This window comes from Caloramator quimbayensis, from assembly GCF_900167605.1.
Lineage (GTDB): Bacteria > Bacillota > Clostridia > Clostridiales > Caloramatoraceae > Caloramator_B > Caloramator_B quimbayensis.
Genome location: NZ_FUYH01000001.1, coordinates 109,586 through 134,254 on the forward strand (window position 1 = coordinate 109,586; position 24,669 = coordinate 134,254).

General features: G+C 33.5%; 28 protein-coding genes. 2 read left to right on the plus strand and 26 right to left on the minus strand.

The window, feature by feature from the left end; genetic code table 11:
- Positions 1 to 89 precede the first annotated feature (89 nt).
- Both B5D15_RS00540 and B5D15_RS00545 read left to right on the plus strand, forming a co-directional pair.
- Positions 90 to 1,280: a histidine kinase gene (locus B5D15_RS00540; protein WP_078695146.1), complete on the plus strand. Its 1,191-nt coding sequence runs from the start codon at positions 90 to 92 to the stop codon at positions 1,278 to 1,280.
- Positions 1,281 to 1,284: 4 nt separating this feature from the next.
- Complete coding sequence (locus B5D15_RS00545; RefSeq protein WP_078695147.1) at positions 1,285 to 2,058, plus strand: response regulator transcription factor; 774 nt, start codon at positions 1,285 to 1,287, stop codon at positions 2,056 to 2,058.
- A 111-nt stretch (positions 2,059 to 2,169) separates the two neighbouring features.
- Here B5D15_RS00545 and eutM (B5D15_RS00550) read toward each other — a convergent pair whose 3' ends face one another.
- The 26 genes from eutM (B5D15_RS00550) to B5D15_RS00675 all read right to left on the minus strand — a co-directional run bounded on the left by eutM (B5D15_RS00550) (position 2,170) and on the right by B5D15_RS00675 (position 24,666).
- Positions 2,170 to 2,451, minus strand: coding sequence for an ethanolamine utilization microcompartment protein EutM (eutM, locus tag B5D15_RS00550; protein ID WP_078695148.1), 282 nt, complete (start codon positions 2,449 to 2,451; stop codon positions 2,170 to 2,172).
- A 34-nt stretch (positions 2,452 to 2,485) separates the two neighbouring features.
- Complete coding sequence (gene eutM, locus B5D15_RS00555) at positions 2,486 to 2,782, minus strand: ethanolamine utilization microcompartment protein EutM (RefSeq protein ID WP_078695149.1); 297 nt, start codon at positions 2,780 to 2,782, stop codon at positions 2,486 to 2,488.
- Positions 2,783 to 2,801: 19 nt separating this feature from the next.
- A complete protein-coding gene (locus tag B5D15_RS00560) occupies positions 2,802 to 3,455 on the minus strand; it encodes a phosphate propanoyltransferase (protein ID WP_078695150.1) in 654 nt (217 codons plus the stop codon).
- Between the two features lies 1 nt (position 3,456).
- A complete protein-coding gene (locus tag B5D15_RS00565) occupies positions 3,457 to 5,043 on the minus strand; it encodes an acetaldehyde dehydrogenase (acetylating) (protein WP_078695151.1) in 1,587 nt (528 codons plus the stop codon).
- Between the two features lie 52 nt (positions 5,044 to 5,095).
- Entirely contained in the window at positions 5,096 to 5,797 is a 702-nt protein-coding gene (locus B5D15_RS00570) for a BMC domain-containing protein (RefSeq protein WP_078695152.1), read from the minus strand.
- Positions 5,798 to 5,827: 30 nt separating this feature from the next.
- Complete coding sequence (locus B5D15_RS00575) at positions 5,828 to 6,478, minus strand: cupin domain-containing protein (RefSeq protein ID WP_078695153.1); 651 nt, start codon at positions 6,476 to 6,478, stop codon at positions 5,828 to 5,830.
- Between the two features lie 50 nt (positions 6,479 to 6,528).
- Positions 6,529 to 7,077: a BMC domain-containing protein gene (locus B5D15_RS00580; protein WP_078695154.1), complete on the minus strand. Its 549-nt coding sequence runs from the start codon at positions 7,075 to 7,077 to the stop codon at positions 6,529 to 6,531.
- Between the two features lies 1 nt (position 7,078).
- A complete protein-coding gene (locus B5D15_RS00585; protein ID WP_078695155.1) occupies positions 7,079 to 8,407 on the minus strand; it encodes a 4Fe-4S dicluster domain-containing protein in 1,329 nt (442 codons plus the stop codon).
- 18 nt (positions 8,408 to 8,425) lie between these two features.
- Positions 8,426 to 8,689 (minus strand): EutN/CcmL family microcompartment protein, encoded by a 264-nt coding sequence (locus B5D15_RS00590; protein WP_078695156.1) that lies wholly within the window; start codon positions 8,687 to 8,689, stop codon positions 8,426 to 8,428.
- Entirely contained in the window at positions 8,683 to 8,988 is a 306-nt protein-coding gene (locus B5D15_RS00595; RefSeq protein ID WP_078695157.1) for a BMC domain-containing protein, read from the minus strand. Before B5D15_RS00595 ends, B5D15_RS00590 begins: the two co-directional genes overlap by 7 nt.
- A 12-nt stretch (positions 8,989 to 9,000) precedes the next feature.
- Positions 9,001 to 9,846, minus strand: coding sequence for an ethanolamine utilization protein EutJ (eutJ, locus tag B5D15_RS00600; RefSeq protein WP_078695158.1), 846 nt, complete (start codon positions 9,844 to 9,846; stop codon positions 9,001 to 9,003).
- Positions 9,828 to 10,526, minus strand: coding sequence for a hypothetical protein (locus B5D15_RS00605; RefSeq protein ID WP_078695159.1), 699 nt, complete (start codon positions 10,524 to 10,526; stop codon positions 9,828 to 9,830). The genes eutJ and B5D15_RS00605 overlap by 19 nt, the downstream gene beginning before the upstream one ends.
- A 12-nt stretch (positions 10,527 to 10,538) precedes the next feature.
- A complete protein-coding gene (locus B5D15_RS00610; protein ID WP_078695160.1) occupies positions 10,539 to 10,982 on the minus strand; it encodes a EutP/PduV family microcompartment system protein in 444 nt (147 codons plus the stop codon).
- Positions 10,979 to 11,332 (minus strand): BMC domain-containing protein, encoded by a 354-nt coding sequence (locus B5D15_RS00615; protein WP_078695161.1) that lies wholly within the window; start codon positions 11,330 to 11,332, stop codon positions 10,979 to 10,981. The genes B5D15_RS00610 and B5D15_RS00615 overlap by 4 nt, the downstream gene beginning before the upstream one ends.
- Before the next feature lie 42 nt (positions 11,333 to 11,374).
- Positions 11,375 to 12,325 carry a choline TMA-lyase-activating enzyme gene (cutD, locus tag B5D15_RS00620; protein ID WP_078695162.1) on the minus strand — a complete coding sequence of 317 codons (951 nt, stop codon included), beginning with the start codon at positions 12,323 to 12,325 and terminating at the stop codon, positions 11,375 to 11,377.
- A 117-nt stretch (positions 12,326 to 12,442) separates the two neighbouring features.
- A complete protein-coding gene (cutC, locus tag B5D15_RS00625) occupies positions 12,443 to 14,989 on the minus strand; it encodes a choline trimethylamine-lyase (protein WP_078695163.1) in 2,547 nt (848 codons plus the stop codon).
- An 83-nt stretch (positions 14,990 to 15,072) separates the two neighbouring features.
- Positions 15,073 to 16,551: an aldehyde dehydrogenase family protein gene (locus B5D15_RS00630; protein ID WP_078695164.1), complete on the minus strand. Its 1,479-nt coding sequence runs from the start codon at positions 16,549 to 16,551 to the stop codon at positions 15,073 to 15,075.
- A gap of 23 nt (positions 16,552 to 16,574) precedes the next feature.
- The gene (locus B5D15_RS00635) at positions 16,575 to 16,886 is read right to left on the minus strand and encodes a BMC domain-containing protein (protein ID WP_078695165.1); all 312 of its coding nucleotides are present in this window, start codon (positions 16,884 to 16,886) and stop codon (positions 16,575 to 16,577) included.
- Between the two features lie 27 nt (positions 16,887 to 16,913).
- Positions 16,914 to 17,210 carry a BMC domain-containing protein gene (locus B5D15_RS00640; protein ID WP_078695166.1) on the minus strand — a complete coding sequence of 99 codons (297 nt, stop codon included), beginning with the start codon at positions 17,208 to 17,210 and terminating at the stop codon, positions 16,914 to 16,916.
- A gap of 143 nt (positions 17,211 to 17,353) precedes the next feature.
- Positions 17,354 to 17,620, minus strand: a complete 267-nt coding sequence (locus B5D15_RS00645; RefSeq protein ID WP_078695167.1) for a hypothetical protein — start codon at positions 17,618 to 17,620, stop codon at positions 17,354 to 17,356.
- Positions 17,607 to 18,731 (minus strand): hypothetical protein, encoded by a 1,125-nt coding sequence (locus B5D15_RS00650; protein ID WP_078695168.1) that lies wholly within the window; start codon positions 18,729 to 18,731, stop codon positions 17,607 to 17,609. The genes B5D15_RS00645 and B5D15_RS00650 overlap by 14 nt, the downstream gene beginning before the upstream one ends.
- Positions 18,732 to 18,849: 118 nt before the next feature.
- On the minus strand, positions 18,850 to 19,944 hold the full coding sequence (locus B5D15_RS00655) for a hypothetical protein (RefSeq protein WP_143287161.1): 1,095 nt from the start codon (positions 19,942 to 19,944) through the stop codon (positions 18,850 to 18,852).
- Positions 19,945 to 20,202: 258 nt separating this feature from the next.
- Positions 20,203 to 21,111 (minus strand): DUF4179 domain-containing protein, encoded by a 909-nt coding sequence (locus B5D15_RS00660; protein ID WP_078695169.1) that lies wholly within the window; start codon positions 21,109 to 21,111, stop codon positions 20,203 to 20,205.
- Positions 21,104 to 21,604 (minus strand): sigma-70 family RNA polymerase sigma factor, encoded by a 501-nt coding sequence (locus B5D15_RS00665; RefSeq protein WP_078695170.1) that lies wholly within the window; start codon positions 21,602 to 21,604, stop codon positions 21,104 to 21,106. Before B5D15_RS00665 ends, B5D15_RS00660 begins: the two co-directional genes overlap by 8 nt.
- 247 nt (positions 21,605 to 21,851) lie before the next feature.
- Positions 21,852 to 22,781 (minus strand): uroporphyrinogen decarboxylase family protein, encoded by a 930-nt coding sequence (locus B5D15_RS00670; protein ID WP_078695171.1) that lies wholly within the window; start codon positions 22,779 to 22,781, stop codon positions 21,852 to 21,854.
- A 16-nt stretch (positions 22,782 to 22,797) separates the two neighbouring features.
- Positions 22,798 to 24,666 carry a glycoside hydrolase family 20 zincin-like fold domain-containing protein gene (locus B5D15_RS00675; protein WP_078695172.1) on the minus strand — a complete coding sequence of 623 codons (1,869 nt, stop codon included), beginning with the start codon at positions 24,664 to 24,666 and terminating at the stop codon, positions 22,798 to 22,800.
- Positions 24,667 to 24,669: the final 3 nt, after the last annotated feature.

Sequence of the window (24,669 nt, forward strand, 5' to 3'; positions counted from 1 at the left end):
TATTTTTGCAAATTTTATAACTTAACTTGATATACATAACCAGTTTCAGCATTAAATACAAATCATAAGCCTCGAGGTGTATTTTTAACATGAATACAGCTAACAGTTTGCTAAAAAAATTAATAACTTCAAATTTATATTCTCGCTATAGTGGTATTTTATCTTTATCAGATATTCCTATATTTCTAATAGATACAAATGGAGATATTTTACTTGAATTAATTCCATCTCCCGATTTTTGTACACAAATATGTCAAGAAAACAAAAAAAAAGTTTGTTTTGACTATAAAAGTCATTTAAAACCAAACTGTGAAAGTAAATTTGTGTGCCAATATGGTCTTGAAAATATAATTTTCCCAATTATAGTTCAAAATGAAACAATTGGTTATATAGCAGGCATGCAAGTATATTTAAAAAAAAATGAACATAAAAAATATATGATTGACATTCATTCTTTAAAAGATAAAAAGTCTATAGACTTGGAATATATAGCTAAGTGTATTTCCTCGCTTAAAACAGTAGAAGCAAATAAAATTAGAATACATGAACAATTATGCGGTCAAATTGCTAAAAACATATCTATTGATTTGTCAGAAAGCATAAGTTATAAAAATTTAGATATAGAAAGATTATCTATAGAAAAGGAAATACTTGAAAAAAAAATTATAGATTTAGAAGCAAAGAATATGTCTCTTGTTGTCAATCCTCATTTTTTGTTTAATACATTAAATTGTATTGCCCGCATTGCTTATTTTGAAAATTCCCATACTACAGAAGAGCTAATTTATTGTCTTTCTGATTTATTACGCTACAATTTAAAGCAGGATAATCAGCTTCATACCATAGGTGCAGAAATTGATAATATAGAAAAATATTTATATATTCAAAAAGCACGTTTTAAAAATCGTTTAGAATATACTATTGATGTTCCTGAAAACCTTAAGTCTTATAGAATTCCAAACATGGTTATCCAGCCTATTGTTGAAAACGCTATTATTCACGGTATTACTCCAAAACGAGACGGTGGTACAGTAGGTATTTATGCAGAAAAACATAATAATGATATTATCATTTCCATCATTGATAATGGTAATGGTTTCCCAAAGGAATTTTTAAATAGGTTAGAACAATCTGAAAATAAATTGGGTATAGGATTTTGGAGTACAGACAAGCGTATAAAGAAGTATTATGGAGAAAAATATGGTTTAAATATTTTAAAATCTGATTATAGTGGAAGTACTGTTACTATTACGATTTCCACACAACCTATTCTGAGGTGATAATATGAGCGTAGTTTTGATTGTAGAAGATGAAATACTTGAACAGGAATTTCTTAAATCTATTATATCTAAAGAAGTTCTTCCTGAGGACTCAGTTTTAACCTGCGAAAGTGGAGTTGAGGCTATCAAATTATCAAAGCAGTATCATCCAGATATAATATTAATGGATATAATGATACCAGAACTTGATGGTATTAGAACCATTGAAAATATAAGAAAATTCCTACCTGATGCGTGTATATCAGTATTATCTGCCTCATCAGATTTTTGTTATGCACAAAAAGCAATCAGCCTTAAGGTTTTCGAATATCTATTAAAACCAATAAAGCCCAATGATCTAAAGCAGCTTTTAAAGCAGATGCTCGAAATAACATTAAAACGTAATACTTTAACGCAGAGTAATCCTTTTGTAAGCAACATTGATTTGAAAGAACCTTGCTCAAATTCCATCAGTGAATCAATAGAATATATTAAAGAACATTTTAGAGAAAAAATAACTTTACAAACAGTTGCATCTCATGCATTTTTTAATCCAAAATATTTTAGTCATATTTTTAAAAAAGAAATGGGAGTTTCATTTTCAGAATATATTATTAATCTACGAATACAATATGCATGTAAGCTACTTGAATCAACCAATTATCCTGCTTACCGTATTTCATTAGAATGCGGCTTCTCTGACCCTTCATATTTTAACAGAGTATTTTGTAAACAAATGAAAATGACTCCTCAGGCATATAGAAAACATATTCGAAAATCGATACAAAGATGTTATTAACTGATTTAATATAAAAACTATATTATGCCATTTTGTCAATGCACGCATGGTTTTAATATTAATAGGGGATAGATATTCTATCCCCTATTAATATTATTGTATAAATTACTTTTATTCTACTTTTTTTGGAAGAATAGTTTCAACTTCAACATGAGGACGTGGAATTACATGAACTGAAATTAATTCCCCAACTCTTTGTGCAGCTGCAGCACCTGCATCAGTTGCTGCCTTTACAGCTCCCACATCTCCTCTTGCCATTACTGTTACAAGTCCTCCTCCAACATGTTCTTTACCTACAAGATATACATTTGCTGCTTTTACCATAGCATCAGCTGCTTCAATTGCTCCTACTAACCCTTTTGTTTCTATCATTCCTAATGCATCATATTTCATTTTTTATTCCTCCTATACATTAATTTTATTTTTATTATAAACTATTATTTTCTTCTGCTTTTTTGGGAAGAATAGTTTCAACTTCAACATGAGGACGTGGAATTACATGAACTGAAATTAATTCCCCAACTCTTTGTGCAGCTGCAGCACCTGCATCAGTTGCTGCCTTTACAGCTCCCACATCTCCTCTTGCCATTACTGTTACAAGTCCTCCTCCAACATGTTCTTTACCTACAAGATATACATTTGCTGCTTTTACCATAGCATCAGCTGCTTCAATTGCTCCTACTAACCCTTTTGTTTCTATCATTCCTAATGCATCATATTTCATTTTTTATTCCTCCTATTCTTTATTTTATTATTGTAATTTTAGATAAATTATTAAGACTCATAGCATTTGCTTCTTCAGTATCAACATGAAATTCTAACGCTGAAGAATCATTTGCTCTTACAACAACATTGTTATAAATACCACCTCTTGGTCCTTCAACCTTAATACTAACAATTTGCCCATCATGAACGCCAAATCGTTTTGCATCTTCATGAGTCATATGAATATGTCTTTGCGCAATAATCAGACCATCTGGTGTCTGAATAGAACCCTTAGGTCCAACTATTGTAATCCCAGGTGTTTCATTCAAATCCCCTGACATCCTCGGTTGTGCAAATACGCCAAGTTTAAAGCAATCTCCTGCAAGTACTTCTATTTGTGTCTTGCTGCGTACTGGTCCAAGGATTCTAACCTTTTCAATAGCACCTTTAGGACCACAAATTATTACTGTTTCCTCGCAAGCATATTGCCCAGGCTGTGATAAATCTTTTATCTTTTTCAATTCATACCCTTCCCCAAATAGGTAATTCAAATCTGCTTGAGAAAGATGTACATGTCGATTGGAAACCCCAACTGGAATTTCATACATATCTTTTTTTTTCTCTTCAACTGCTAAATTGCTTTGAACAGTTTCCAATAAAAGTTTTATTACAGCTTCATACTTGTTGTCCATTTTAATTGACCCCTTTCATTGCATTTACAAGCTCACCAATGAGTTTTAAAAGCTTTTCATTATCATCTGAAGAGGTTGTTGAACAGCAACTTTGTTTCTGTGAAGCATATGAAGCAGGACAGTTCTGTGACACAAATGATGCTGGACTTGTAGAAAGGTATCCCATATTATTTTTAACTTCATTATTACCGCAAAGCTCAGGATAATTAAAAGTTGAATCATTTGCAGCTAAGGTACTGCAATCTTTAATTCCATATGCTACTCTCTTTATATTAATTAAATGCATGGGACCAACATTTTCCGAAACAGAACTTCCTCCCCATGTTCCACAGCCTAATGTAAGTGAAGGCAGTAATCCTGTGCTTGCACCAGTACCTCCTTGGCTTCCGCCTGTGTTAACAAGAATACGAGCTGCTGGTTTTGTAGCAAATTTCATAACCATATCTTTATCCTCTGTATGTATACTCATTGTATGTCCAATACCGTTTTGAAGAAGTTTAATGCTAAGTTCACACGCCTCTTTCCAATCCTTAACTGTATAGAATGCAAGTACTGTTGTTAATTTTTCATATGATAGAGGATAGTCATCACCAACACCTTGCTGTTCTCCAATTAAAACCTTTGTACCTTCTGGGATTGAAAAACCTGCTGCTTCTGCTATTACCTGCGGTGTCCTTCCTACAAATTTTGCATTCATTGCGTGTCCATTTTTAAATAACAACTTGCATACTTTTGAAGTTTCTTCTGGCGTCATAAAATAACCGCCCTGCTTTTTAAATTCAGATATTACTCTATCACGGTTACATTCTTCAACAATTACAGATTGTTCAGAAGCACATACAGTACCATTGTCAAATGTCTTACTGCTCATTATATTTTTTACAGCCTTCTCAACATCAGCTGTTTTTTCAATATAAGCAGGTGAATTGCCTGCACCAACACCTAAAGCAGGTTTTCCCGAACTATATGCAGCCTTTACCATTCCAGGGCCACCAGTTGCAATAATCATTGAAACCTCTTTTGATTTCATTAATTCATTTGTAGCCTCAATAGATGGTATTTCAATACAACTTATTATATTTTCAGGAGCCCCTGCTTCAACTGCTGCATCATGCATCAGTTTTGCTGCTTTCATTGTGCACTTTAATGCAGAAGGATGTGGTGAAAATATTATTGCATTTCGAGATTTAATCGATATTATAGATTTAAAAATAACAGTTGAGGTTGGATTTGTTGAAGGAACAATACCTAAAAGAAGTCCCATAGGTTCTGCAATATCAATTACCTTTTTATTCACATCTTCCCTGATTACTCCTATAGTTTTCATGTCCTTAATCGCTTCATATAACATAGTAGAAGCCATATGATTTTTGTAAGTCTTGTCCTTTACATTTCCAAATCCAGTTTCTTCTACAGCCATTTTAGCAAGGCAAACTGAATGTTCTTTCGCTACTTTAACCATATTGCATAGAATTTTATTTATTTGTTCTTCTGTATAGTTTGCAATTTGATCTGCAGCAATTTTACCTAATCGTGCCAGGTCCCTTGCTTCCTGTATTGAACGCAAATCTGTATCAATGTTTTGCACTTGAAATACCCCCATTCTTTTTTATTTTATATTTTTAATAATTATTATAATTTTACTGATTATGCTCGTAATATTCTCTAAATTCTTTTAGGAGTAAATTCTTGTCTGCCTTAGAAATTAATCTTCCTTTTATTCCAAAGTTTTTATATTTGCGAGATAGGTTTCTGAGTTCTACAACTTTAAACTTATTAAGAACCTGAATTGTTTGTTCTAATCCACATTCAAGTACCATCTTATCAATAGCTTTCTTATTTTTTAGTTTACTTAAATCTATGTCTAATGAGCTATCATTTTTATCTTCTATTAATTCCTTAGCATCTAATTCTTTTGATTGTAAATCCTCAACTATTTTTTTTTCAACTACTACATCATTTATTGTTTCAGTAGAATTAGCAGTATCTCTTTCAATAACTTTTGGTAACATTTCCTCATCAGCTTTATTCAAAGGAAGCTCTATAATATCTTTATCCTTTAAATTTACTTCTGATATAATTGTACCAATTAATTCTTCATGCGGTCGTGGAATTACATGTTGTGAAATCAAGAATGTACTGCTTATCATATTGACTGCTGCTGCACCAGCATCAACCGCCGCCTTAACAGCTCCCACATCACCAGCTACCGTAATAGATACAAGCCCGCCGCCTACATATACTTTTTCTAAAAGAGTTACATCAGCTGCTTTAAGCATGGCATCTGCACTTTCAATTGCTGCAATAAGTCCTATTGTCTCAATTAACCCAAGAGCCTGCATTCTTTAACCACCTCAGCTTACTTAAGCATTCTAATATGTTACATAGAATGCCTTCATCTTGTTAGGTGAACCAAAGGTTATTTTAACCCCTTTTGGAAAGAATACTGAATCTCCAGGATTAGCAGTATAAACTTTTTCGCCTGCTTTTACCGTTAATGTACCTTCAACAACATAGTAAATTTCCTGGCAAGCAGTTTCCCAATCGAAATTGCAGTCCTCAATTGTAATAAATCCTGCGTTCATCGAAGATCCATCTTTAGAATTTATTATTTCCTGATAGAACACCTTATTGTTAGAATTACCTGTATCAAGTGCTTCATATCTAACAGAACTGCCTCTTACTACTTTCAACCCAGTCGAATCTACTTCTGAAACATAAGGCTTATTAGAAAGTATATCCATCACTCCGTTTAAAAGTCCTTTATCCATAAGAGCTCTTAATACTTTGTAAATCATTTCACTGTCAATTTCATCATCACATACCTTTGCTTCAGAAGGTTTGATTTCACAGATATTTTCTTTGCATACAGATATCGGTTGTTCAGTCGAAAACTCTATTCCGATGTTTCTTGCTGCATCTTTCGCTGAAGGTGTAACAATAGTATTATTGTCAATATATATAACTTTTCTACCTTCTTTTTGTGCATTTTCAACATCCTTTACACAAATTAATTTTTTCATTATTTCACATCCTTTCATTTAGCAGCATAATATTAAATTATTTGTATGTATTAAAGCAAAGAAGCTACTAATACATTTGATGGGGAAGGAATAACCTCTAAATTCACTAATAAGCCTTTTTCCTGTGCAATAGTCTTCCCTGCTTCAATACCAGCTTTAACTGCAGCCACATCACCTGTAAATGTAAAGAAAGACTTACCTCCAAGACCACTTCCTAAACGTAATTCCAAAGGCTGTAAATCTGCTGCCTTAAGAATAGCATCTGCAGCAATTATCATTGTCGATAGTGAAAAGGATTCCATAATTCCAAGCGCTTTAATTTTATCAGGCATTGTTGTTCCTGTAATTGCTCTGAAAATGTCAGGAGTAACATTCGGTATAATTATTGAATCTACCAAAAACTCCTCTGCCAGTCTTTCTCCAACACTTACTGAATCCTGAACTGCTGCAACGTCACCCTGAACAATAGCGATGTATTTTCCAGGACAAACTGAGGAAGCTGTTACTATTTCAACTTCTGAAGTTTTTACCATCTGATCCACTGCATATATACCACGAGCTATACTTGTAAACTCAACCATTCCTATTGCATTCGACACATCAGTCCCTCCTTATCACGATAAAATCTTTTCCTACTTCTTCAACCGTTCCTGAAATGCTTGCATGAATCGAAGCTCCTAAACTTCCATCAGGGATATTACCAATTTTCTGTCCAATGCTGACATGTTCTCCAATTGATACAATTGGAATTGCAGCTGCTCCTACATGCTGCCTTGTAGCAATGTGAACAAGTTCGGGCATTAAATCAACTTCTTTTACTGGAGCCATCTTATCAAAACTATGCAAACCTAATCTTGCGATAAGGCGCTTACTTGGAGTCAGACGGTATTCACGACTTTTACGCGGGGAAAATTCATTATTTACTGGTTTATATTTTATATTCTCCTGTAGCAGCTTATCCTTAAAATAAAGGTTAGCTGATTTAGGGTAAAGTCCTGCAGGACATGAGAATAATTCACATAAATTGCACTGACAACAAAGCTGTGCAATCTTTACATCCTCAATATCTGTTAATGAATAATTCAAAGCTCTCATCATTTTATGCGGCTGAACATTATGTCCTAAAAGATAACGCGGACACATATCTGTACACATACGGCACTGTTCACATGAAGCTTTGTTTACTCTTTTTGCCTGTTCTATGTTGGTAGATTTTCTGCGTATCAGAGGATGATTCTTTTTTAAAATTACAAAGCCCTTATTTTTCTTAGTAATATATCCATCTATATTATTTAAAACTGCTCCCATCATCGGTCCGCCATCAATAACGCTATAATCATCAAAATTATCTATACCGCTAAGTTTTAAAACATCTATAATCGGTGTCCCAATAGGTACTTTTACAGTCAGACGTTCTGGAACATCTCCAGCAATAGTAATATATTTTTCTGTAACAGGCTTATCTATACTGGCATAATAAATATTTAATGCTGTTTCTACATTAACTACTACACATCCCACATTGATTGGAATACCAGCTTCTGGAACAACTCTGCCAGTCAATTCATAAACTAAAACTTGTTCATCACCAGCTGGATAAATATCTAAGAGTTCTTTAACTTCTATAAAATCACTTAAGCACAGAGCTTCAATTCTTTCATTCAATTTTGCAATTACTTCTTTATGTTTTCCTTTAATTCCTATAATCCCCTTTTTAGCACCAACCAAATTACCTGCTTCTTTAAATCCTCTAATTATTTCATTAGGAAACATTAGCATTAACTGTTGGTCTACTCTAAGCAAAGGTTCACATTCAGCAGCATTAAGAAGTATATATTCTGCCTTTGAGGAAAGCTTTACATATGTAGGAAACCCTGCACCGCCTGCACCTATAACACCAGCTTCTCTCACTTTATCAAGAAGACTCATTATTATCACCTCAAAAGTTTACTCAAAATTACAATCTTCATCTATAATTCCAACAACTACTGCATCAACTGGGATCTTATCATCATCGAGCATTCGGCGTGCTGACGAACCTGTACAAACAATAACCCTATCTCCAATTCCAGCACTTATAGTGTCAACAACAATAAGTCGTCTGCCTGCTTCAATTCCACCTATTACTTCTGCCAGCATAAACTTTAATCCATTAAGGGATTCGCATTTTCTTGTTGCCCATATATTATCAATAAGTTTTGCTGTTAACATAAATCATTCCCCTTTTCTATGCTACGTTTAATTTCATTAATAGCTGATTCAACGGATGCCGTATCTCCAAAAATTGCAATCATTATCATATTTTGAGGGCAGCTACCTTTTATGTCTTCAACTGTTACACCAACTGCCTTTTCTGCAATATCTGCCGCACAAATCATCTCAATCAATCTTCCCTGAACAAGCCCCACTGCATCAGTGCAGAGTAAATCTTTATTTACTCCATTTCCCATACGTCTTAAAAGCATATCTATAGTCCCTTTTGAAGGAGATTTTATAATCCTAAACTCCATACTAAACATCTCCTATTCCATTGCTTCTTGTGTACAACTTAAGGCTATACCTAATGGAGTTACAAACATAGGATTTTTAGGCTTATGAGTAAAAATACCTGTCTGCTTATCTATAATCTTTTCAATATCAGTCAAACAACACGTCCCGCCTACAAGGGATATTTGCTCCACGTCATACCCTTTTATATTGTAATTAATAATTGATGCAATTTTTTCTATTACAGGTTTTAATACGGGTAGTAACTCTTTATGATTTTCAGGATTGCGTTTATAAAGCTCTGCTTCATTAAATGGCATATTATATGCTCCTGAAACAACCAGCGAAAAATGAGTGCCCCCAGTCGGCTCATCTACAACATGAACTACTTTTCCATCCTTTAAAATAGAAATTCCTGTTGTTCCACCACCTATATCCACAACAGCGCCGTCTTTAATTTTAAGAACCTTGTTTGCAGCTGTTGGCTCATCAAGTAAATTAGTTAATTCAAACCCTGCAGCCTGAACCACATTTTTAACTGCTCCTCCATCCAGTGCATCTGTCCCCGGTGGTATTGCAGCAGCAGCATAAATCAATTCCGTCCCCAATTTTTCTTCTATTTGTTGTTTCATCTCTCTTACGATTTTAATTGCTCCTATATAATCTACAACCATTCCATCTCTAACTACATCAGAATACCTGTAGGCACCTGCAACGGGTTTATAATTTTCATCTAACACAGCTAAAACTACACAAGCTGTTCCTAAATCCACTCCTGTATAATAAACAGAAGATTTGCCTACAATTGGATGTTTAACTACATTTTCAAAATCGCTTACAAGTTGTTCACAATATTCATAGCTTAACTTTTTCTCTGACATTTTGTACCTCCAAAAATAGAACAAATTAATTGGGATAAGGTATTGATAATCTGATTAACTTTTTTTATAATTTCATCATAAATTTGATTTTTCCCATTAATTTCTTCGCATAATTCTAAAAGAAATACTTGAAATTCTTTAAGAGCACAACGTAAATTATGCAATATTATAATTTCTCTTCCTCTTTCAAGCTGCATGTGAAATTCTGTAATTTCAAAACAATCCTCCAAGTCATCACAAAAATTATTTTTATTTATTCCTGTACATTCACTACAATTTAAATTTTCAACTGATATTCTGCCGTCTTTAAAACCTTTTTTAATCTCTGTAAAATACCTGGCTAAATTTATAACGCTTTGTGATAAAAAAACATCTCTTCTTAAAAGTTCTTCCCCTGTAAGAAGAAACAAAGCTTCTATTGATTTCATCCTATTATATAGTTTCTTGTCTTTTAAACTTTTATTTTTTTCAATTGATGTTTTTTCAGATGGCACATTTTCATCTGCAACTTTTTTTATGTCTACTTTTTTTGAAGAACTTTCTTCTGACATTTTAATTCCCATATCCATGAGAAACTGCCGTGCTCCAGGTGTGAGTCTTACTCCCGGTTCTAATTCATAGGTTGTAAAAGGTTCTTTCCTATACAAATCCCGTAAATCTATTTCGGTTATAAATTTCATCCCAATCCCCCTTTACCTTTTATTTAAAAACAGATATTCTTTTAAATCGGTTATACCTATTCCGCCTGGAACACTAATCTTATAATAAGGCTCTAAAATTCCTATTTGTTTTAAAAGTCTAATGCAACGTTCTTCATTTTCCTTCATTAAATCAACCTTGGTTATAACGCCGATTACTGGACATATAAATGCCTTTGCAAAATTAGGGGAATAAACATCTGTGCAATTTGACTGATCAATCAAAATCAAAACATGAGATGCATCTTGGGCAATTGCAATCAAATGTTTATACATCCATGTATTTTCAATATAAGATCCTGGAACGTCTATAGTGTTCTTTCCGTAAATAACATCCTGCGTTTTCCTTAATGGGCCATCGTAATCATTTAGAGAATTAACCAACGTTGTTTTTCCGCACTTCGTTGGTCCTATGACCATTATTCTTTTCTTTCTCATGTTCTTGTAACTGGGGCCGTCATAAAATCCAAAAGATTTTTTAATGTATCATTTACCGCATTAAGTGCTGTTTCAACAGCTTGAACATCTCCAGTTAAAACAACAGAACCCGTAAAACGATCCAGAAATCCAATCTCAACATCAGCAGTCTTAGTAGCTATATCAGCTGCAATAATAGCCGTTTCATAGGGTGTTAAGGTTAAAATTCCTATTGCTCCCTTATCATCTATTCCCAAACGTTCATAAATATCCGGCATAGGTGAAGCTATAACATGAGCTATAGTGACTTGTTTCCCTGGTACAGATTCCTCTATAACACGCTGCACAGCTTTTTCGCCAACCAAATCCATAAAAGCTACCTCTCAATCCATATATTGTAACAATCCCTTTTATCAATGTCTGATTACTTGAACTGGTAAATCATACTTCTTAACCCAACTTTCAATCATATCCAATTCATCTTTATTCAAACTTGGATCTCCCTTTATTGGGTATTCCTTATTCAATTGTTCATATTTATTTACGCCAAGCTTATGATAAGGAAGTAAGTCTATACCTTTAAAATTTTTAAAATCACGGAAAGGCATTAAAAATTTAACTACACTTTCAATCTCTTCTTGGCTATCATTTATTCCTTTTAATAATGGCATTCTGACCTTAACATTAAACCTGCGGTTAAGAAGTTCTTTCAAATTTCCTAAAATAAGTTCATTATGAACTCCTGTTAATTGATAATGGCGTTCAGAATCCATATGCTTTATATCAAAAAGAAATAAATCTGTAAATTCAGCAATTTTAAGCACAGTTTCAAGTTTTACATATCCACAAGTTTCAATTGCAGTGTTAATTCCCTCTTGCTTACATGCTGCAAGCAGGTTTGCAGCAAATTCTGCCTGCATTGTGACTTCACCACCTCCGAGAGTAACACCACCACCTGAAAGCTCATAAAAGCTTCTGTCTTCTTCAATAACTTTCATAAGTTCAGAAACCGTTTTTATTTCTCCAACAATTGTCATTGCAGATTGGGGGCAGACTTCTTCGCATCGGCGGCAGCCTATACAGTCTATATTTCGATTTACTTCATGTTTTTGTTCCTTTGAAATGGAATGTATTCCAACGGGACAAACTGAAACACACGCACCACAATCAACACATAGATTTCTTTTAAGCATAACCTGATACTTTTTTTCCAATCCCTCTGGATTTGAGCACCATTTACATCGCAATGGGCATCCCTTAAAAAATATTAATGTTCTTACGCCTGGCCCATCATAGATATTGTATTTTTGAACATTAAAAATAAATGCTTTTCTCTCAACAACTGTTAAGTTTGTACCGCTCATTATCTTTTCCCCCATTTGATTAAATTTACTAATCAACACAAAGAATTAAACTGCCTCTATAACTGCACACCTTACAGCATGCAGTTACAGGCGGCAGCTAAATAATATATCCTTTGACTAAAAATGTGTCAGCATTGTTCTACTTATAATCTCATCTTGAACATCCTTGCAAAGTTCAACAAAGAATGCACTGTAACCTGCTACACGAACAATAAGATCACGATATTGTTCAGGATGCTTCTGTGCCTCAATTAATGTATTATTATCCAAGTAATTGAATTGCATTTGTCCATTACCAAGCATACAAGCAGTACGCAGTAATGTAATTAGTCCTTCTTCACCTTCTGGGGTATCAAGAAGTCCTGCCATAAGTTTGAAATTATGAACCATACCAATATTCATATTATCTACAGCCATCTTTGAAACAGATTTAACAATTGCGGTTGGTCCCTTGTAATCAGCACCCTGAGTCGGACTTATTCCATCTGAAAGTGGGGTCCAGGCCTTACGTCCGTTAGCAGATGCTCCTGTAAGCTGACCAAATGGGGTATTATTGGAGATAGATAATGTACCGTGGCTCATTACTGAATAGAGCGTTTTATATTTTCTATGTTCCATCTCTGTAAAATTGATAAGATCAGCTGCAATTAAATCTGCATAATCCTCATCATTACCATACTTAGGTGCTGCAAGGCAATCCTTTCTTATTTGTTCATATCCTACAAAATCTGCCTTTAATGCTTCATTTAATTGCTCTAAAGTATATTTCTTTTCATCGAATACTAATTTCTTTATAGCAGCCATAGAATCTGTGTATGTTGCTAATCCTGTCCATACAACACCTGGACCAAAATTATACATAGCACCACCTGATGAGACATCCTTACCTTTTTCCATACATCCTTCATACATTATTGACATTAAAGGCTTTGGAGCTAATTCTCTGTGAACACGCTGTGAAATAACTGTAGCAACAGCAGTCCATTTTGTAATATATTTAATCATTTCTTTAACAGCAGCATCAAATTGTTCATATGTCTTGTATTGACTTAAATCTCCCATATCAGGGCAAACCTGTTTTCCATACCATAACGGAACACCATGATTTAGAACAAGTTCAATACAAATTGGCCATTGTGTATATGCTGTTGAAGTCCATTGATATAAACGACCTGCCTTTTGAGGTTCAACGCATCCCATCATGCAATAATCTCTTGCATCTTCTATTGAGACACCTTTTGCCAACATCATTTTTATATGTGCATCATCAAAATGGCAAGCTGGAAATCCCATACCAGCACGAACTACATCAACAATCTTTTTCAAATACTTTTTAGGTGACTTGTTGTGTATACGGCACGCCAATGATGGTTGATAAACCTTAACATGACGAACGGCATCCATTAAAAGATAAGTAAGTTCATTTGTTGCATCACGACCGTCTCTGGTAACTCCTCCAACCGTCATATTAACAAAGGGCTGATATCCTGCAAAAAACTTTGAACTAGCTTCGCTTGTTACCCACATCATTTCTGACATCTTTATAAGCATACACCCTGCAAGTTCAAAGGCTTCACGTTGAGTCATACGGCCTGATTCTATATCTGCCTTATAAAACGGATACATATATTGATCTACACGACCTATTGACATACCTGTCTGGTTTTCTTCAACTACAAGAAGAGATTCAATAGTCCATACTGCCTGAATAGCCTCCCAGAAATTACGTGGCTTATGTGCTGGAACCCAAGCATTAACTTCTGAAATTCTTTGAAGCTCTGCCTTACGTTTAGGATTTGTTTCCTTTGCAGCAAGTTCTGCTGCATAATCAGACAGACGTTTAGCATAAATCATTATACCTTCAGTAGTATCAATAACAGATTTATAGAAATATATCTTTTCAATATCATCAGGGTTTTCATAGTCAAGTTTTGCTAAATGTTCTTTAGCTTCTTGCTGAATATCAAGCATACCTTTTTTCATTAAAATTACATCATATCCCGGATTTGAGTCTCCTCCTCCATTAATTGCATGATACGAGCAGTCTGAAACAAATGATTCTGCTGAAAGTTCCCAAACCCCTGCTTCTTTATACTGATCTTCACAATATTCATCAACTGACTTACCTTTCCAGAAAGGAAATAGTTCTTCACGCATTATTTTCTTATCTTCTTCAGAGATATAAAAAGGATCCTGAGGTCTTGTCCCAATCGTATCAAGTTCATTTTCAAGCCATCTCCAAGCTATATCAGGAGAAAATGCTCCAGCACGTGGTGCACCATTAGGAGCCCCTACGATTAATTCATCATCTTGTATTACAAGAGGTGCTGTTTCACAGCAATAACGGAAACACTTAGCACGAAGCATAATTTTTGGCATTCCTGGATTTTCTTTAGCTATCTTTGTAATAGCTCTTGCACGATATGTTGTTATTGATGGAACCTGCTTTAAATAATTTTCTTTTAGTCTTTTTAAACGTTCTGTCATTCCATTTGGAATCCCTGTATCTTCATAGCAAGTTGAAGATGCTGAACATGATTCAGATTCTTCATTTGTAATCTCCTTTGAAATGCTTTCAAACATCTTCATTAATGCTGCTCTTTCTTGAGCAGACATATTTTTTGTCGCTTCCGCAAATTTATTTGAAAATTCACGAATATCCAATGCTATTACCTCTTTTCTTCAAAAATATTTTGGTTCATGTAATTAATTGTATTTGTCATCTTTTGTAATCTTTAGCATTTGAGCTATTCAATTTCATTCATAATTTTTTTTAATATATCTTGAAAAAACTTCAAATCTTCAGAACTATATTCCATGTAATTTTCAGAATTTTTTTTCGTTATAAACACTTCATTAAATATATTTTCAATCTTTCTTACCCCATATCCAACTTTTCGAATATAAATAAGATTCATAGGCGAAATATTATCCGATGTCATGCCTTCACCTGCTGAACCACTTCCTAAAGTCATTGCTGGAAATAAGTTAGTTGTAATTCCCATACTACCAAAGGTAGCAGGAGTATTAACAAGCACTCTTCCAACAGGTTTCTTTAGTGCAAATTGACGAATTACATCTTCATCTTTGGAATGTATGACAAGAGTATGTCCTTTTTTTTCGTTTAGAAGCAGCTCTATACATTTTTCACAAGCATGCATCCAATCATCCTCAATATAATAAGCCAATACAGGGCAAAGTTTTTCTTTTGAGTATGGATTGTTTTCAGAAACGTATTTTTGCTCTGATATAAGTATTGTTGTACTTTCTGGAACACTAAAACCTGCTCTTTTTGCTAATTCATATGCACTCTTCCCGACCATTTGAGGATTCATTGACCCATCCTGATTAAATAACAATAAACCAAGGATTTTAGACTCTTGTTCTGACATAAAATAAGCACCATTACTCTTCATTTCCTGCTTCACTTCAGCAGCAATAGGGCTGTCTACCACTACTGCCTGTTCTGCAGCTGATACCATGCCATTATCAAAGATTTTACTATTAATAATATCTTTTACTGCATTTCTTATATCAGCTGTACGTTCAATAAAAGCAGGTCCATTTCCATTTCCTCCATAAATGACAGGTTTACCAGATTTATAGGCCTCCTTGAGCATTTTAGGAACTCCAGTATTAATAATCAACGATGTTGATTTGTGATTCATAAGTTCTATCGTACCAGCCTTAGCAACAGTATGCAGATACGAAAGTGCTCCAGATGGAAGCCCATATGTTTCGGCTGTGTGTATCATAATATCAAGAACTTTATGTATTGTGTTTTTAGCTCTTGGATGTGGAGAAAAAATAATTGCATTGCCTGATTTTATCGCAATTAAAGCCTTGTATATTGTAGTTGAAACAGGACTTGTAGCAGGACATAATGCAATAATCACACCTTTTGGCACACCAATATCCATTGTTTTATTCTTTTTATCATCATTAATTACACCTACACAACGCATTCCTCTAAGTATCTTAGGTAAATATTCACAAACAAATCGATTTTTTATATACTTATCCTCCCATTTACCATAGTCAGTTTCATCATGGGACATGATTGCAAGCTCTTTTGAATACTTATCTAATTCTTTTGCAATGCGCTCTACAATTTCATCCAGTTTTTCCTGTGGAAAAACTGCCAGCTTCTTTTGCGCCTCGCTGGCATTTTCCGAAAGAATACGTGCCTCTTGGATGGAGAGTAAATCATTATCTATAATATTCATCTCTAACTCTCCTTTTTTATTCTTTATTCGTTTTCAGGTATTAAATTTTTAATAGAATAACGTGATATAATTTTCTCAAGATCTTTGTGAGGGCTTGCAATTACAACTGAACTATATACTTCCGTTCCCATATCTTCTACAGCCTTAACTCCAGTTTCTACAGCTGTTTTACAAGCTCCTACATCTCCACGAACCAATACTGAAATATAACCAGATGCAACGTTTTCAAAGCCGATAAGTTCCACATCAGCTGCCTTACACATAGCATCAGCAGCTTCTAAAGCGTAAACAATACCAAATGTTTCTATTAAACCTAAAGCATTATATTTACCCATCTGTAGTTCCTCTCTTCCACTTTATTTTTAAGCATCAATATCATAAATTGAAACAATGTCTCCAACTGGCTTAATTGGTCTTGCCATAACATTTTTGGCTGTTAATTTGCCTATTGCTGAAGCTGCAGCAGCTCCTGCTTCCACAGCTGCCTTAACTGCAGCAACATCTCCTTTTACCATTATTGTAACAAGAGTAGAACCTACGTTTTCATACGATATAAGCTCGACATCAGCAGCTTTTAGCATTTTATCTGCCGCTTCAATTGCAGGAACCATACCTAATGTTTCCACAAGACCCAATGCTTCTTCACCATAATACCTCATTTAAAAACCCTCCTTTTTTCTTAATACTGCATATTTAGGATAATTTAATTTCAAGAAAATTGTTTCTTAAAATTAAAGTTCCTATGCTTAAATAAATCTATTTGTTATTAGAACTCAAAGAGCTCAAATAATAACCCAAAATTTCAATCTTTAATATATTTATTAATTGTAGCTGCACCTTCTTCATGGGCATGATAATAAACCTTTAGCTCATTATTATTATCCAACTCAAATCTTGTTTCCTCAATTAGACCGTTAGCTTCTGCTGTCATTAAAGCAGTAATAACATCTTTTTTATTTAGAGCTTTAAAATTTCCATAGGTATCTTTTAACGCATTAATAACATCATCTGCACAAGCTTCTTCAACTTTAGTAAAATATTTTAGAATCGCATAATTAAGCGGCATCATATGTTTCAACCTCCTCTTCTTTTTCTTTGTTCTTTCTTAACAAATCGAGCGGGTTCATTGATATGACAAAAATACCAAAAGTCATTATTACAGCTCCTACCCATGCAACTGAAGGCAGTGACCATCCAGGCATACCTCCATAAATTCCTAATAGCAACAGACAAAACAATGGTCCAAAGAACGCATAAGTACCATTACATGCTGTACCAAGTCCTGCTCCACACATACTATTTCCAGCATACCATGCGGTAAAAGTAATAACTGTAAATAGACCACTTAATATGAACCAAGGCATTGCTGCACCACTCGTAACTGCCTGAGTAAGAAGATTAACTGAAAGACCTATATCACCAGCCAAAAGTGAGAAGAAGGGAACTAAAATAAACAGATTTGCTATTCCTGATGTCACCTGTCGAATACATATACCTATCTGAGGATCGACCATTGCCGAACCATACCCTGCTAAGCAACCTTCTAATCCCCATCCAAGGGCTGCAATAACTGCTATAATTATACCAACAACAGTGTTTGCTGAAGCTGAGCTACCACTAATGCTTGTACTGCCAATTAAGAAGCTTGCAAAAACACATATTGCTATACCAACCATCATACGTTTATTTAATTCTTGCTTGAATAAAATTCTACTTAATATAGCAGCAATAGCAGGACAAAGAGCCGATATTGGAACAACTATTGAGCCCGCCATTTGAAGAGATATAACATAAGCTGTCCCAGCAATAGGGCCTCCCAAAAGAGCCGCTAACAGTATCATACGACCAGGGGTTGACTTTACACATCTTACAAAATCTCCAAATTTACCTTTAACTATTGAATATAATATTGCCCATACTGCACTACATGTATCATTTATTGCATTACCAAGTGCAGCTATAACATAAGCTATAACAAACGCTGATAACTTTGCTTTATTATCACCATACCAATCAGCCCATACTCCTTTTGTCATAGCCATTGTGATAAGTGCTGTATACATTCCATAGGTAAGTCCTGAAAATAAAGCTATGGCTATACCCTTTTTTAAAAAATTACTTCTGTATTTTTTATAAGCAATGTTTGCTTGTAAACTTACTTTTTGTGAACCTGCAGCCATAGAACACTTCCTCCTTTCGATTTATTTGTCTTTTACTTTGTAGAATTTAATTTACATATACAGTTTTTAAATAACTACATGATTTTTTAATAATTCTAACTATTGAAAATTCTCTATTCTATATCTCTGTATCCCTTTTTCTAAACAAATCAAGCGGATTCATTGATATTACTAAGATACCAAACATCATCATTATTGCACCAAACCAAACAACAGGAGGTAATGCCCATCCATCCATTCCAAAAATTATACCCAGCACAATATAGCAACAAAATGGTCCCCAAAATGAATATGTACCATTACATGCCATACCAAGAGCAACTCCACACATACTGTTTCCTCTATACCAGCTCATATATGATAGATATGCACAAAGACCGCTTACTGCAAACCATATCATAGAAGAACCGCTTGTAAATGCTTGGTATGCAAGTTCCATTGAAAGCTTAGCATTTCCTGCCATAATACCAAATATAGGAAGTAAAATGATTAGATTTGCTATACCAGATGTAGCTTGACGTATTGTAATTCCAATTTCAGGATCAATCATAGATGTCCCATAGCCTGCCACACAACCTTCAAATCCCCAGCCAAGGGCAGCTATGAAAGCTATACATATTCCTGCAAATGCTCCTTTCTGTGCATCAGCACCAATACTTGTACTTCCTATAATAAAACTGGCAGCAACACAAATTATAATTCCTAATGTCATTCTTTTGTTTAATTGCTGTTTAAACAAAATTCTTCCTAAAATAGCACCAATTGCTGGGCAAAGCGCAGTTATTGGTATAACAATTGAGCCTGCCATTTGAAGACCAACTACATAAGCTGTGCTTGAAATAGGCCCTCCTATAAGAGCTGCTAAAATCATAACTCTTCCTGGTACGCTATTAATGCATCTTAAGAAATCCCCAAATTTTCCCTTAACAGCTGCAACAATCATTGCCCAAATTGCACTACATATATCATTTACAGCACTTCCAAGAGCACCTAATAAATATGTAATAACAAAAACAGACAGCGCAGCTGTATTTGCGCCATACCAGTCAGCCCACACTCCATTTTTCATTCCAAGTGTCAAAAAAGCTGAATAAAATCCATACATTAAACCGGAAAACAAGGCAATTATAATGCCTTTTCTAAAAAATTGTGATGATAATTTCTTTTTAGCAGCAATTGCAGCCACATCAACTTTTCCTAAAACTTCAATCACAAAAATCCCCCCTTTTTATAAAAGCCTAAATTTTCTGAATAAGCTTGTTTCAAATATTTTCGCAAAAATATTATTGATGCTTGCATCAATTTTATATTAACCCACAACAAGTTTTTTTTATTGAATTAGTTCGAATTTTTTACTGTATAATCTCCATACCTTTATTAAAATTTTTGTACTATAGTTATTTTATTGAACAAAAGTCATTTGAAATTTATAACCTTAAAAAGCCTCTGGAAATTCCAGAAGCTTTTTAAATTAATGTATTTGTTTTGGAAGCTGCCCTGCATCTCTTTTTTCAACATATAATTTTATATCTGAACCGCACTTATTTATTATCTCCCTTATTCTTTCTTTTGCTTTTTCTTCATTTTCAAAAGCACCTGCTTCAACTACAAAAGTACCTTTATCATCTTTGACAATCTTTATATTTTCAAATTCATACAGTCTTTCTTCTAAAATTCCTAAAGTTTCTCCTTGTGGATAGGAATTAGTTCTTACTATATAAGATGCCTTATCACCGCCTTTTTTATCCTCCTTTAATGATATAACAATTTGTGCAGGTTCTTTATACTCTTTTACTTCATATTTAACAGGTTTTTTGAAATTAATTGCAAAACGTACTGCAGAATCATCAAGTGTTATTATATTATAAGAATCAGATATTAAACTGCTATACTTTAACGCTTCAAAATCCTTTTCAGCAGAAAACCTTCTAACACCAGAAACTGTAAAAATCATCGAATAAGGATACTTGTCATATTTAATATTATAACTTGGAGCTATATTATCTCCACTCTTATCAAATTTAATAATTACCTCTTCACTATTTCCTGCTTTTTTTAAAGATATCATACCAATATCAACCCCGTCAGTCATATTACCACCCTGAGCTTTATTATCAGTAAACTGCAAAACTTGAACAAGTTTTCCTATTACAGGTACATCGCTCATAGAGTTTGCAAAAACAGGAATTGTATTAACACTTACAGCAAAAATTAAAAATACAGCAGCAATAGACGATATCCCTTTAATTAAATTTATTTTTAATTTATTTTTCATTTTAATCTCCCCTTTCTTAACTGCTTCATCAATAATATAATCTATATCATCTGGTATTTTAACGTCCATATACATCTTTTTTAAATCATTTATTCTTTTATCCAATTCTGCTTCCCTCCTTGTCAAGTTCTAACTTCATTATATCCAATGCACGATATAGCTGTGTCTTTACAGTATTTACAGGTAAATCAAGTATATCTGATATCTCTTGAAAAGTTAAATCTTCAAAATATTTTAGTATTACTACTGTTTTATATTTAGCATCAAGTTTACTTAAAGCATTATAAAGATCTATAACTTCTTCATTATAAGCAGGACTTCCCTCTGAAATATAATTATCAAATTCTTCATTAAGATATAAAACTTTTTTATATCTTTTTAAATAATTTATACTCGTATTTATAGTTATTCTAATAATCCATGTATCAAAATACTCAGGATATTTTAACATCTTAATAGATAAAAAAGCTTTATAAACAACTTCCTGAACTATTTCAAGTGCATCATCAGCATTGTTTACGTAACTGTATGCTATCCTGTAAATTTTTTCTTTTCTCTCTTTTATAAGAAGCGAAAAACTCTCTCCATCTCCATGCATGGCTTTTAAAATAACTTCCTTCAGAATTATCCCTCCCGTAGTATTATTAACATGAATTCATGTTGCAACTATTAGACAAATATGTTTTATAAATAGTTTCAGTTTTTAGCAAAATTCTCCTCTGACTAAAAAATGCTTGCCTCTACCAATACCATATTATACTTTCACCGTCAAATTGTAGCCTATGTCAGACACACCTAAAAAAAATTCCTCTTGATTTTTTGAATCAAGAGGAATTTTTTTTAATTTAATAATATCTTAATTTCTTCCAAACATCTAAAACAAGTTTATATCTTTCAACTGGCAGTCCCGCAAAAGGTATATTGCTTGTACAAAAGATATACCCTCCATTAGGTTTTCCATGTGTTAAACAATATTCTGCACTCTCTATTACTTCTTCATCAGTACCTGTCTGCATTAATGCACAATTAACATTTCCACATAAACATACTTTATCTCCAATAAGTCTTTTTACTTCCTTTATATCAACTTTTGCCATTGGATCAATAGAATGAATAGCATCTGGTCTGCACTCTACAAGTTGATCTAAAATAGGCATTATATTACCATCGGTATGTTTTATCGTATACATACCACATTTTTTAGCTTCATCAATAATCTTATAAAGATATGGCTGTATATATTCTTTAAACATTGCTGGTGATAGGAAAGGACCTGAATTATAGCAATAATCTGAACACAATATCAAACAATCAAAACCAGCATCTGCAAGTTTTTTATTTCTTTCTATTGCTTCTAATGCCATATTTTCTGCCTTTTGTTTTACGCCCTCAGGATCATCAGCAATTGCATAAGCAAATTCATACATTTCATTTCCATCAGGAATAGCAAAAGTACCATCTCCATGAGTAGTTAACATAAATTTATCCCCTGACATCTTTCTTATATATCTTGCAGTATCTATAATCCCATGCAAATCCAAATAATGAATTGGTATTATAGAATATTCAAGTTCTTCATAAACAAAGAGCATATATTCAGCATTTTCCTTTATAAGTTTTTCTCTTTCTTTGGGAGACTTATCCTTTAAATCCTCCTGATGCAAAAATTTCTTGCCAAACATAATATCTTCAAGCTGAAACTCCAATTCAAATGTAGGTACATAATCTGGTATCTGCAAAGTTAATGCTTTTACCGCTCTTTCTTTAGGTGTCATAATAATATCCCCCTTATCAATATAAATTTTTTATGTCCCTTAAATAGCCGCATATTTCCTTATAAAAATCTCTTATTCTATACAACTCACTTTCTTTATTTCTCTTTCTCCATACCTTTATATAATCATATATCCAATACTCAATAAGCCTTGCAAGTTCTTCAGGTTCATATATTAATATACTGTCTTCTTTATTCAAATCATATTTCCTTATTACAAGTGCAAGAGCATTTTGAAGCTCTATCCCTCTCGCAGACACATAAAACTCCTCAAAATCTATACTCTTATCAACAGTTACCCGCTGCGAAAGCTTCATAATATCACCTAATATTTCCTTTATCTTTATATGAGCCTGTTTATATTGCTCATTTGTCTGTGAGAAAAATTCTTCTTTCTGCATTTGAGTAATTTCTATATCAGAAAAAATCTTATTATACCACCAAAGAGCTATATAATTATGTGGAAACAACTGACATCTTGAAAGTTGTCTTAAAAGCCCCACTAAGTTTTCCGTATTATCCCCATACTCCAACTTTGATATATTTTTATCTACAATATCAAAATCCTCATCATAATCTGCATTCCATGAAAGTGCTGCCCCGTAAATCATACCAATAATCGAACCCTGATATAAATTAATATGTCCAAAATCTCCCCAATCAGTGTTTAAAACGCCTTCAGCATTATATTTTTTCCCATATCGAACCATATTTTTTATGTTTGAAAATGCAGAATCATATATATTCATAAGAAGATTCCATCCGCCAACACCCGGGCATACATACTGTTCAAGACCACATTCCGATATTATCTTTATATTATCTTCACAAGGATTTGGAGCATAGTTCCAGTTAAGACAAATTAAGTCCTTTGGTAAATCTTTCAGAACTTCTCTGTGCCTTAAGACTATGTCTCCCCAAAACATAACTTTTTTGTTATATTTTTTAACGCATCCTATAATTTTATTTAAGAAATCAAGATATAACTGACCTTTGCCAAGTTTTTCAGCTAACCCCTTATTCTTGCCCTCACCTATATCAAAAGTTTCGTCGCAGCAAATATTAAATTTGTCCGACGAAAAAAGAGGAATAAATTCTTCAAGCATTTTATCTATAAGTTTTAAACTTTCCTCATTTGATACATCTATAGTATGATGAGCCATTCTATCATACCATGTAAATGGCTTGTCCTTTACTTCAAGTTCACACAGATGCCTATATGATTTTGTTGTTAAAAGAGTATATAAATGTCCAAATGTTGCAAGGGATGGAACTAACTCAATATGTTTTTTTCTGCAATATTCATCTAGTATAAGTATTTCTTCTGCCGTTAAAGGATCAGCTCCTAACCACATCTCACTTAAATTCTTAAAAGCAAAGGTATGCTCTATATAAAGCTGAAGCTGGTTTATTTTATAAAAAGATGCTTTATCAGCTAATTCTTTTAAAGTATCTAATGTTGGAACTTTACCTCTTGTTATATCATGATAAAAGCCTCTTACTTTAAAAGAAGGTTTATCTTTTATATATAGATTTGGAATAACAGGTGCACTGCTTCGTATTATCTGTTTTAAAGTTTGAATACCATAAAACAGTCCTGCATCATCTGCCCCTGTTATAACTATCCCCTCTTTTGATATATCTATTTCATAACTTTCCTTTTCCCCGTTTATTTTATTTAAATATATAGAATTCCCATCATTTTTAAAGGATTTTGTTATTGGAAGCTTTATTTTAATTTTTTTAAATATCTCCTGATTTAAATTTAAAGCTTCATTCAAAACATCAAAGACGCAGCTTTCATCTAATATTATCTTTGTATCATAAAATATAGTAAAATCCCCATCTCTGTTTTTGATTTCCTGAGGCATCGGCAGCAAAACCATAAA

Excerpts from the sequence above, each read along its gene's own strand:
- B5D15_RS00540 (WP_078695146.1), top strand. The coding sequence starts at position 90 with ATGAATACAGCTAACAGTTTGCTAAAAAAATTAATAACTTCAAATTTA.
- B5D15_RS00545 (WP_078695147.1), top strand. The coding sequence starts at position 1,285 with ATGAGCGTAGTTTTGATTGTAGAAGATGAAATACTTGAACAGGAATTT.
- eutM (WP_078695148.1), bottom strand. The coding sequence starts at position 2,451 with ATGAAATATGATGCATTAGGAATGATAGAAACAAAAGGGTTAGTAGGA.
- eutM (WP_078695149.1), bottom strand. The coding sequence starts at position 2,782 with ATGAAATATGATGCATTAGGAATGATAGAAACAAAAGGGTTAGTAGGA.
- B5D15_RS00560 (WP_078695150.1), bottom strand. The coding sequence starts at position 3,455 with ATGGACAACAAGTATGAAGCTGTAATAAAACTTTTATTGGAAACTGTT.
- B5D15_RS00570 (WP_078695152.1), bottom strand. The coding sequence starts at position 5,797 with ATGCAGGCTCTTGGGTTAATTGAGACAATAGGACTTATTGCAGCAATT.
- B5D15_RS00575 (WP_078695153.1), bottom strand. The coding sequence starts at position 6,478 with ATGAAAAAATTAATTTGTGTAAAGGATGTTGAAAATGCACAAAAAGAA.
- B5D15_RS00585 (WP_078695155.1), bottom strand. The coding sequence starts at position 8,407 with ATGAGTCTTCTTGATAAAGTGAGAGAAGCTGGTGTTATAGGTGCAGGC.
- B5D15_RS00590 (WP_078695156.1), bottom strand. The coding sequence starts at position 8,689 with ATGTTAACAGCAAAACTTATTGATAATATATGGGCAACAAGAAAATGC.
- B5D15_RS00595 (WP_078695157.1), bottom strand. The coding sequence starts at position 8,988 with ATGGAGTTTAGGATTATAAAATCTCCTTCAAAAGGGACTATAGATATG.
- eutJ (WP_078695158.1), bottom strand. The coding sequence starts at position 9,846 with ATGTCAGAGAAAAAGTTAAGCTATGAATATTGTGAACAACTTGTAAGC.
- B5D15_RS00605 (WP_078695159.1), bottom strand. The coding sequence starts at position 10,526 with ATGAAATTTATAACCGAAATAGATTTACGGGATTTGTATAGGAAAGAA.
- B5D15_RS00610 (WP_078695160.1), bottom strand. The coding sequence starts at position 10,982 with ATGAGAAAGAAAAGAATAATGGTCATAGGACCAACGAAGTGCGGAAAA.
- B5D15_RS00615 (WP_078695161.1), bottom strand. The coding sequence starts at position 11,332 with ATGGATTTGGTTGGCGAAAAAGCTGTGCAGCGTGTTATAGAGGAATCT.
- cutD (WP_078695162.1), bottom strand. The coding sequence starts at position 12,325 with ATGAGCGGTACAAACTTAACAGTTGTTGAGAGAAAAGCATTTATTTTT.
- B5D15_RS00630 (WP_078695164.1), bottom strand. The coding sequence starts at position 16,551 with ATGAATATTATAGATAATGATTTACTCTCCATCCAAGAGGCACGTATT.
- B5D15_RS00635 (WP_078695165.1), bottom strand. The coding sequence starts at position 16,886 with ATGGGTAAATATAATGCTTTAGGTTTAATAGAAACATTTGGTATTGTT.
- B5D15_RS00640 (WP_078695166.1), bottom strand. The coding sequence starts at position 17,210 with ATGAGGTATTATGGTGAAGAAGCATTGGGTCTTGTGGAAACATTAGGT.
- B5D15_RS00645 (WP_078695167.1), bottom strand. The coding sequence starts at position 17,620 with ATGATGCCGCTTAATTATGCGATTCTAAAATATTTTACTAAAGTTGAA.
- B5D15_RS00650 (WP_078695168.1), bottom strand. The coding sequence starts at position 18,731 with ATGGCTGCAGGTTCACAAAAAGTAAGTTTACAAGCAAACATTGCTTAT.
- B5D15_RS00665 (WP_078695170.1), bottom strand. The coding sequence starts at position 21,604 with ATGCATGGAGATGGAGAGAGTTTTTCGCTTCTTATAAAAGAGAGAAAA.
- B5D15_RS00670 (WP_078695171.1), bottom strand. The coding sequence starts at position 22,781 with ATGACACCTAAAGAAAGAGCGGTAAAAGCATTAACTTTGCAGATACCA.
- B5D15_RS00675 (WP_078695172.1), bottom strand. The coding sequence starts at position 24,666 with ATGGTTTTGCTGCCGATGCCTCAGGAAATCAAAAACAGAGATGGGGAT.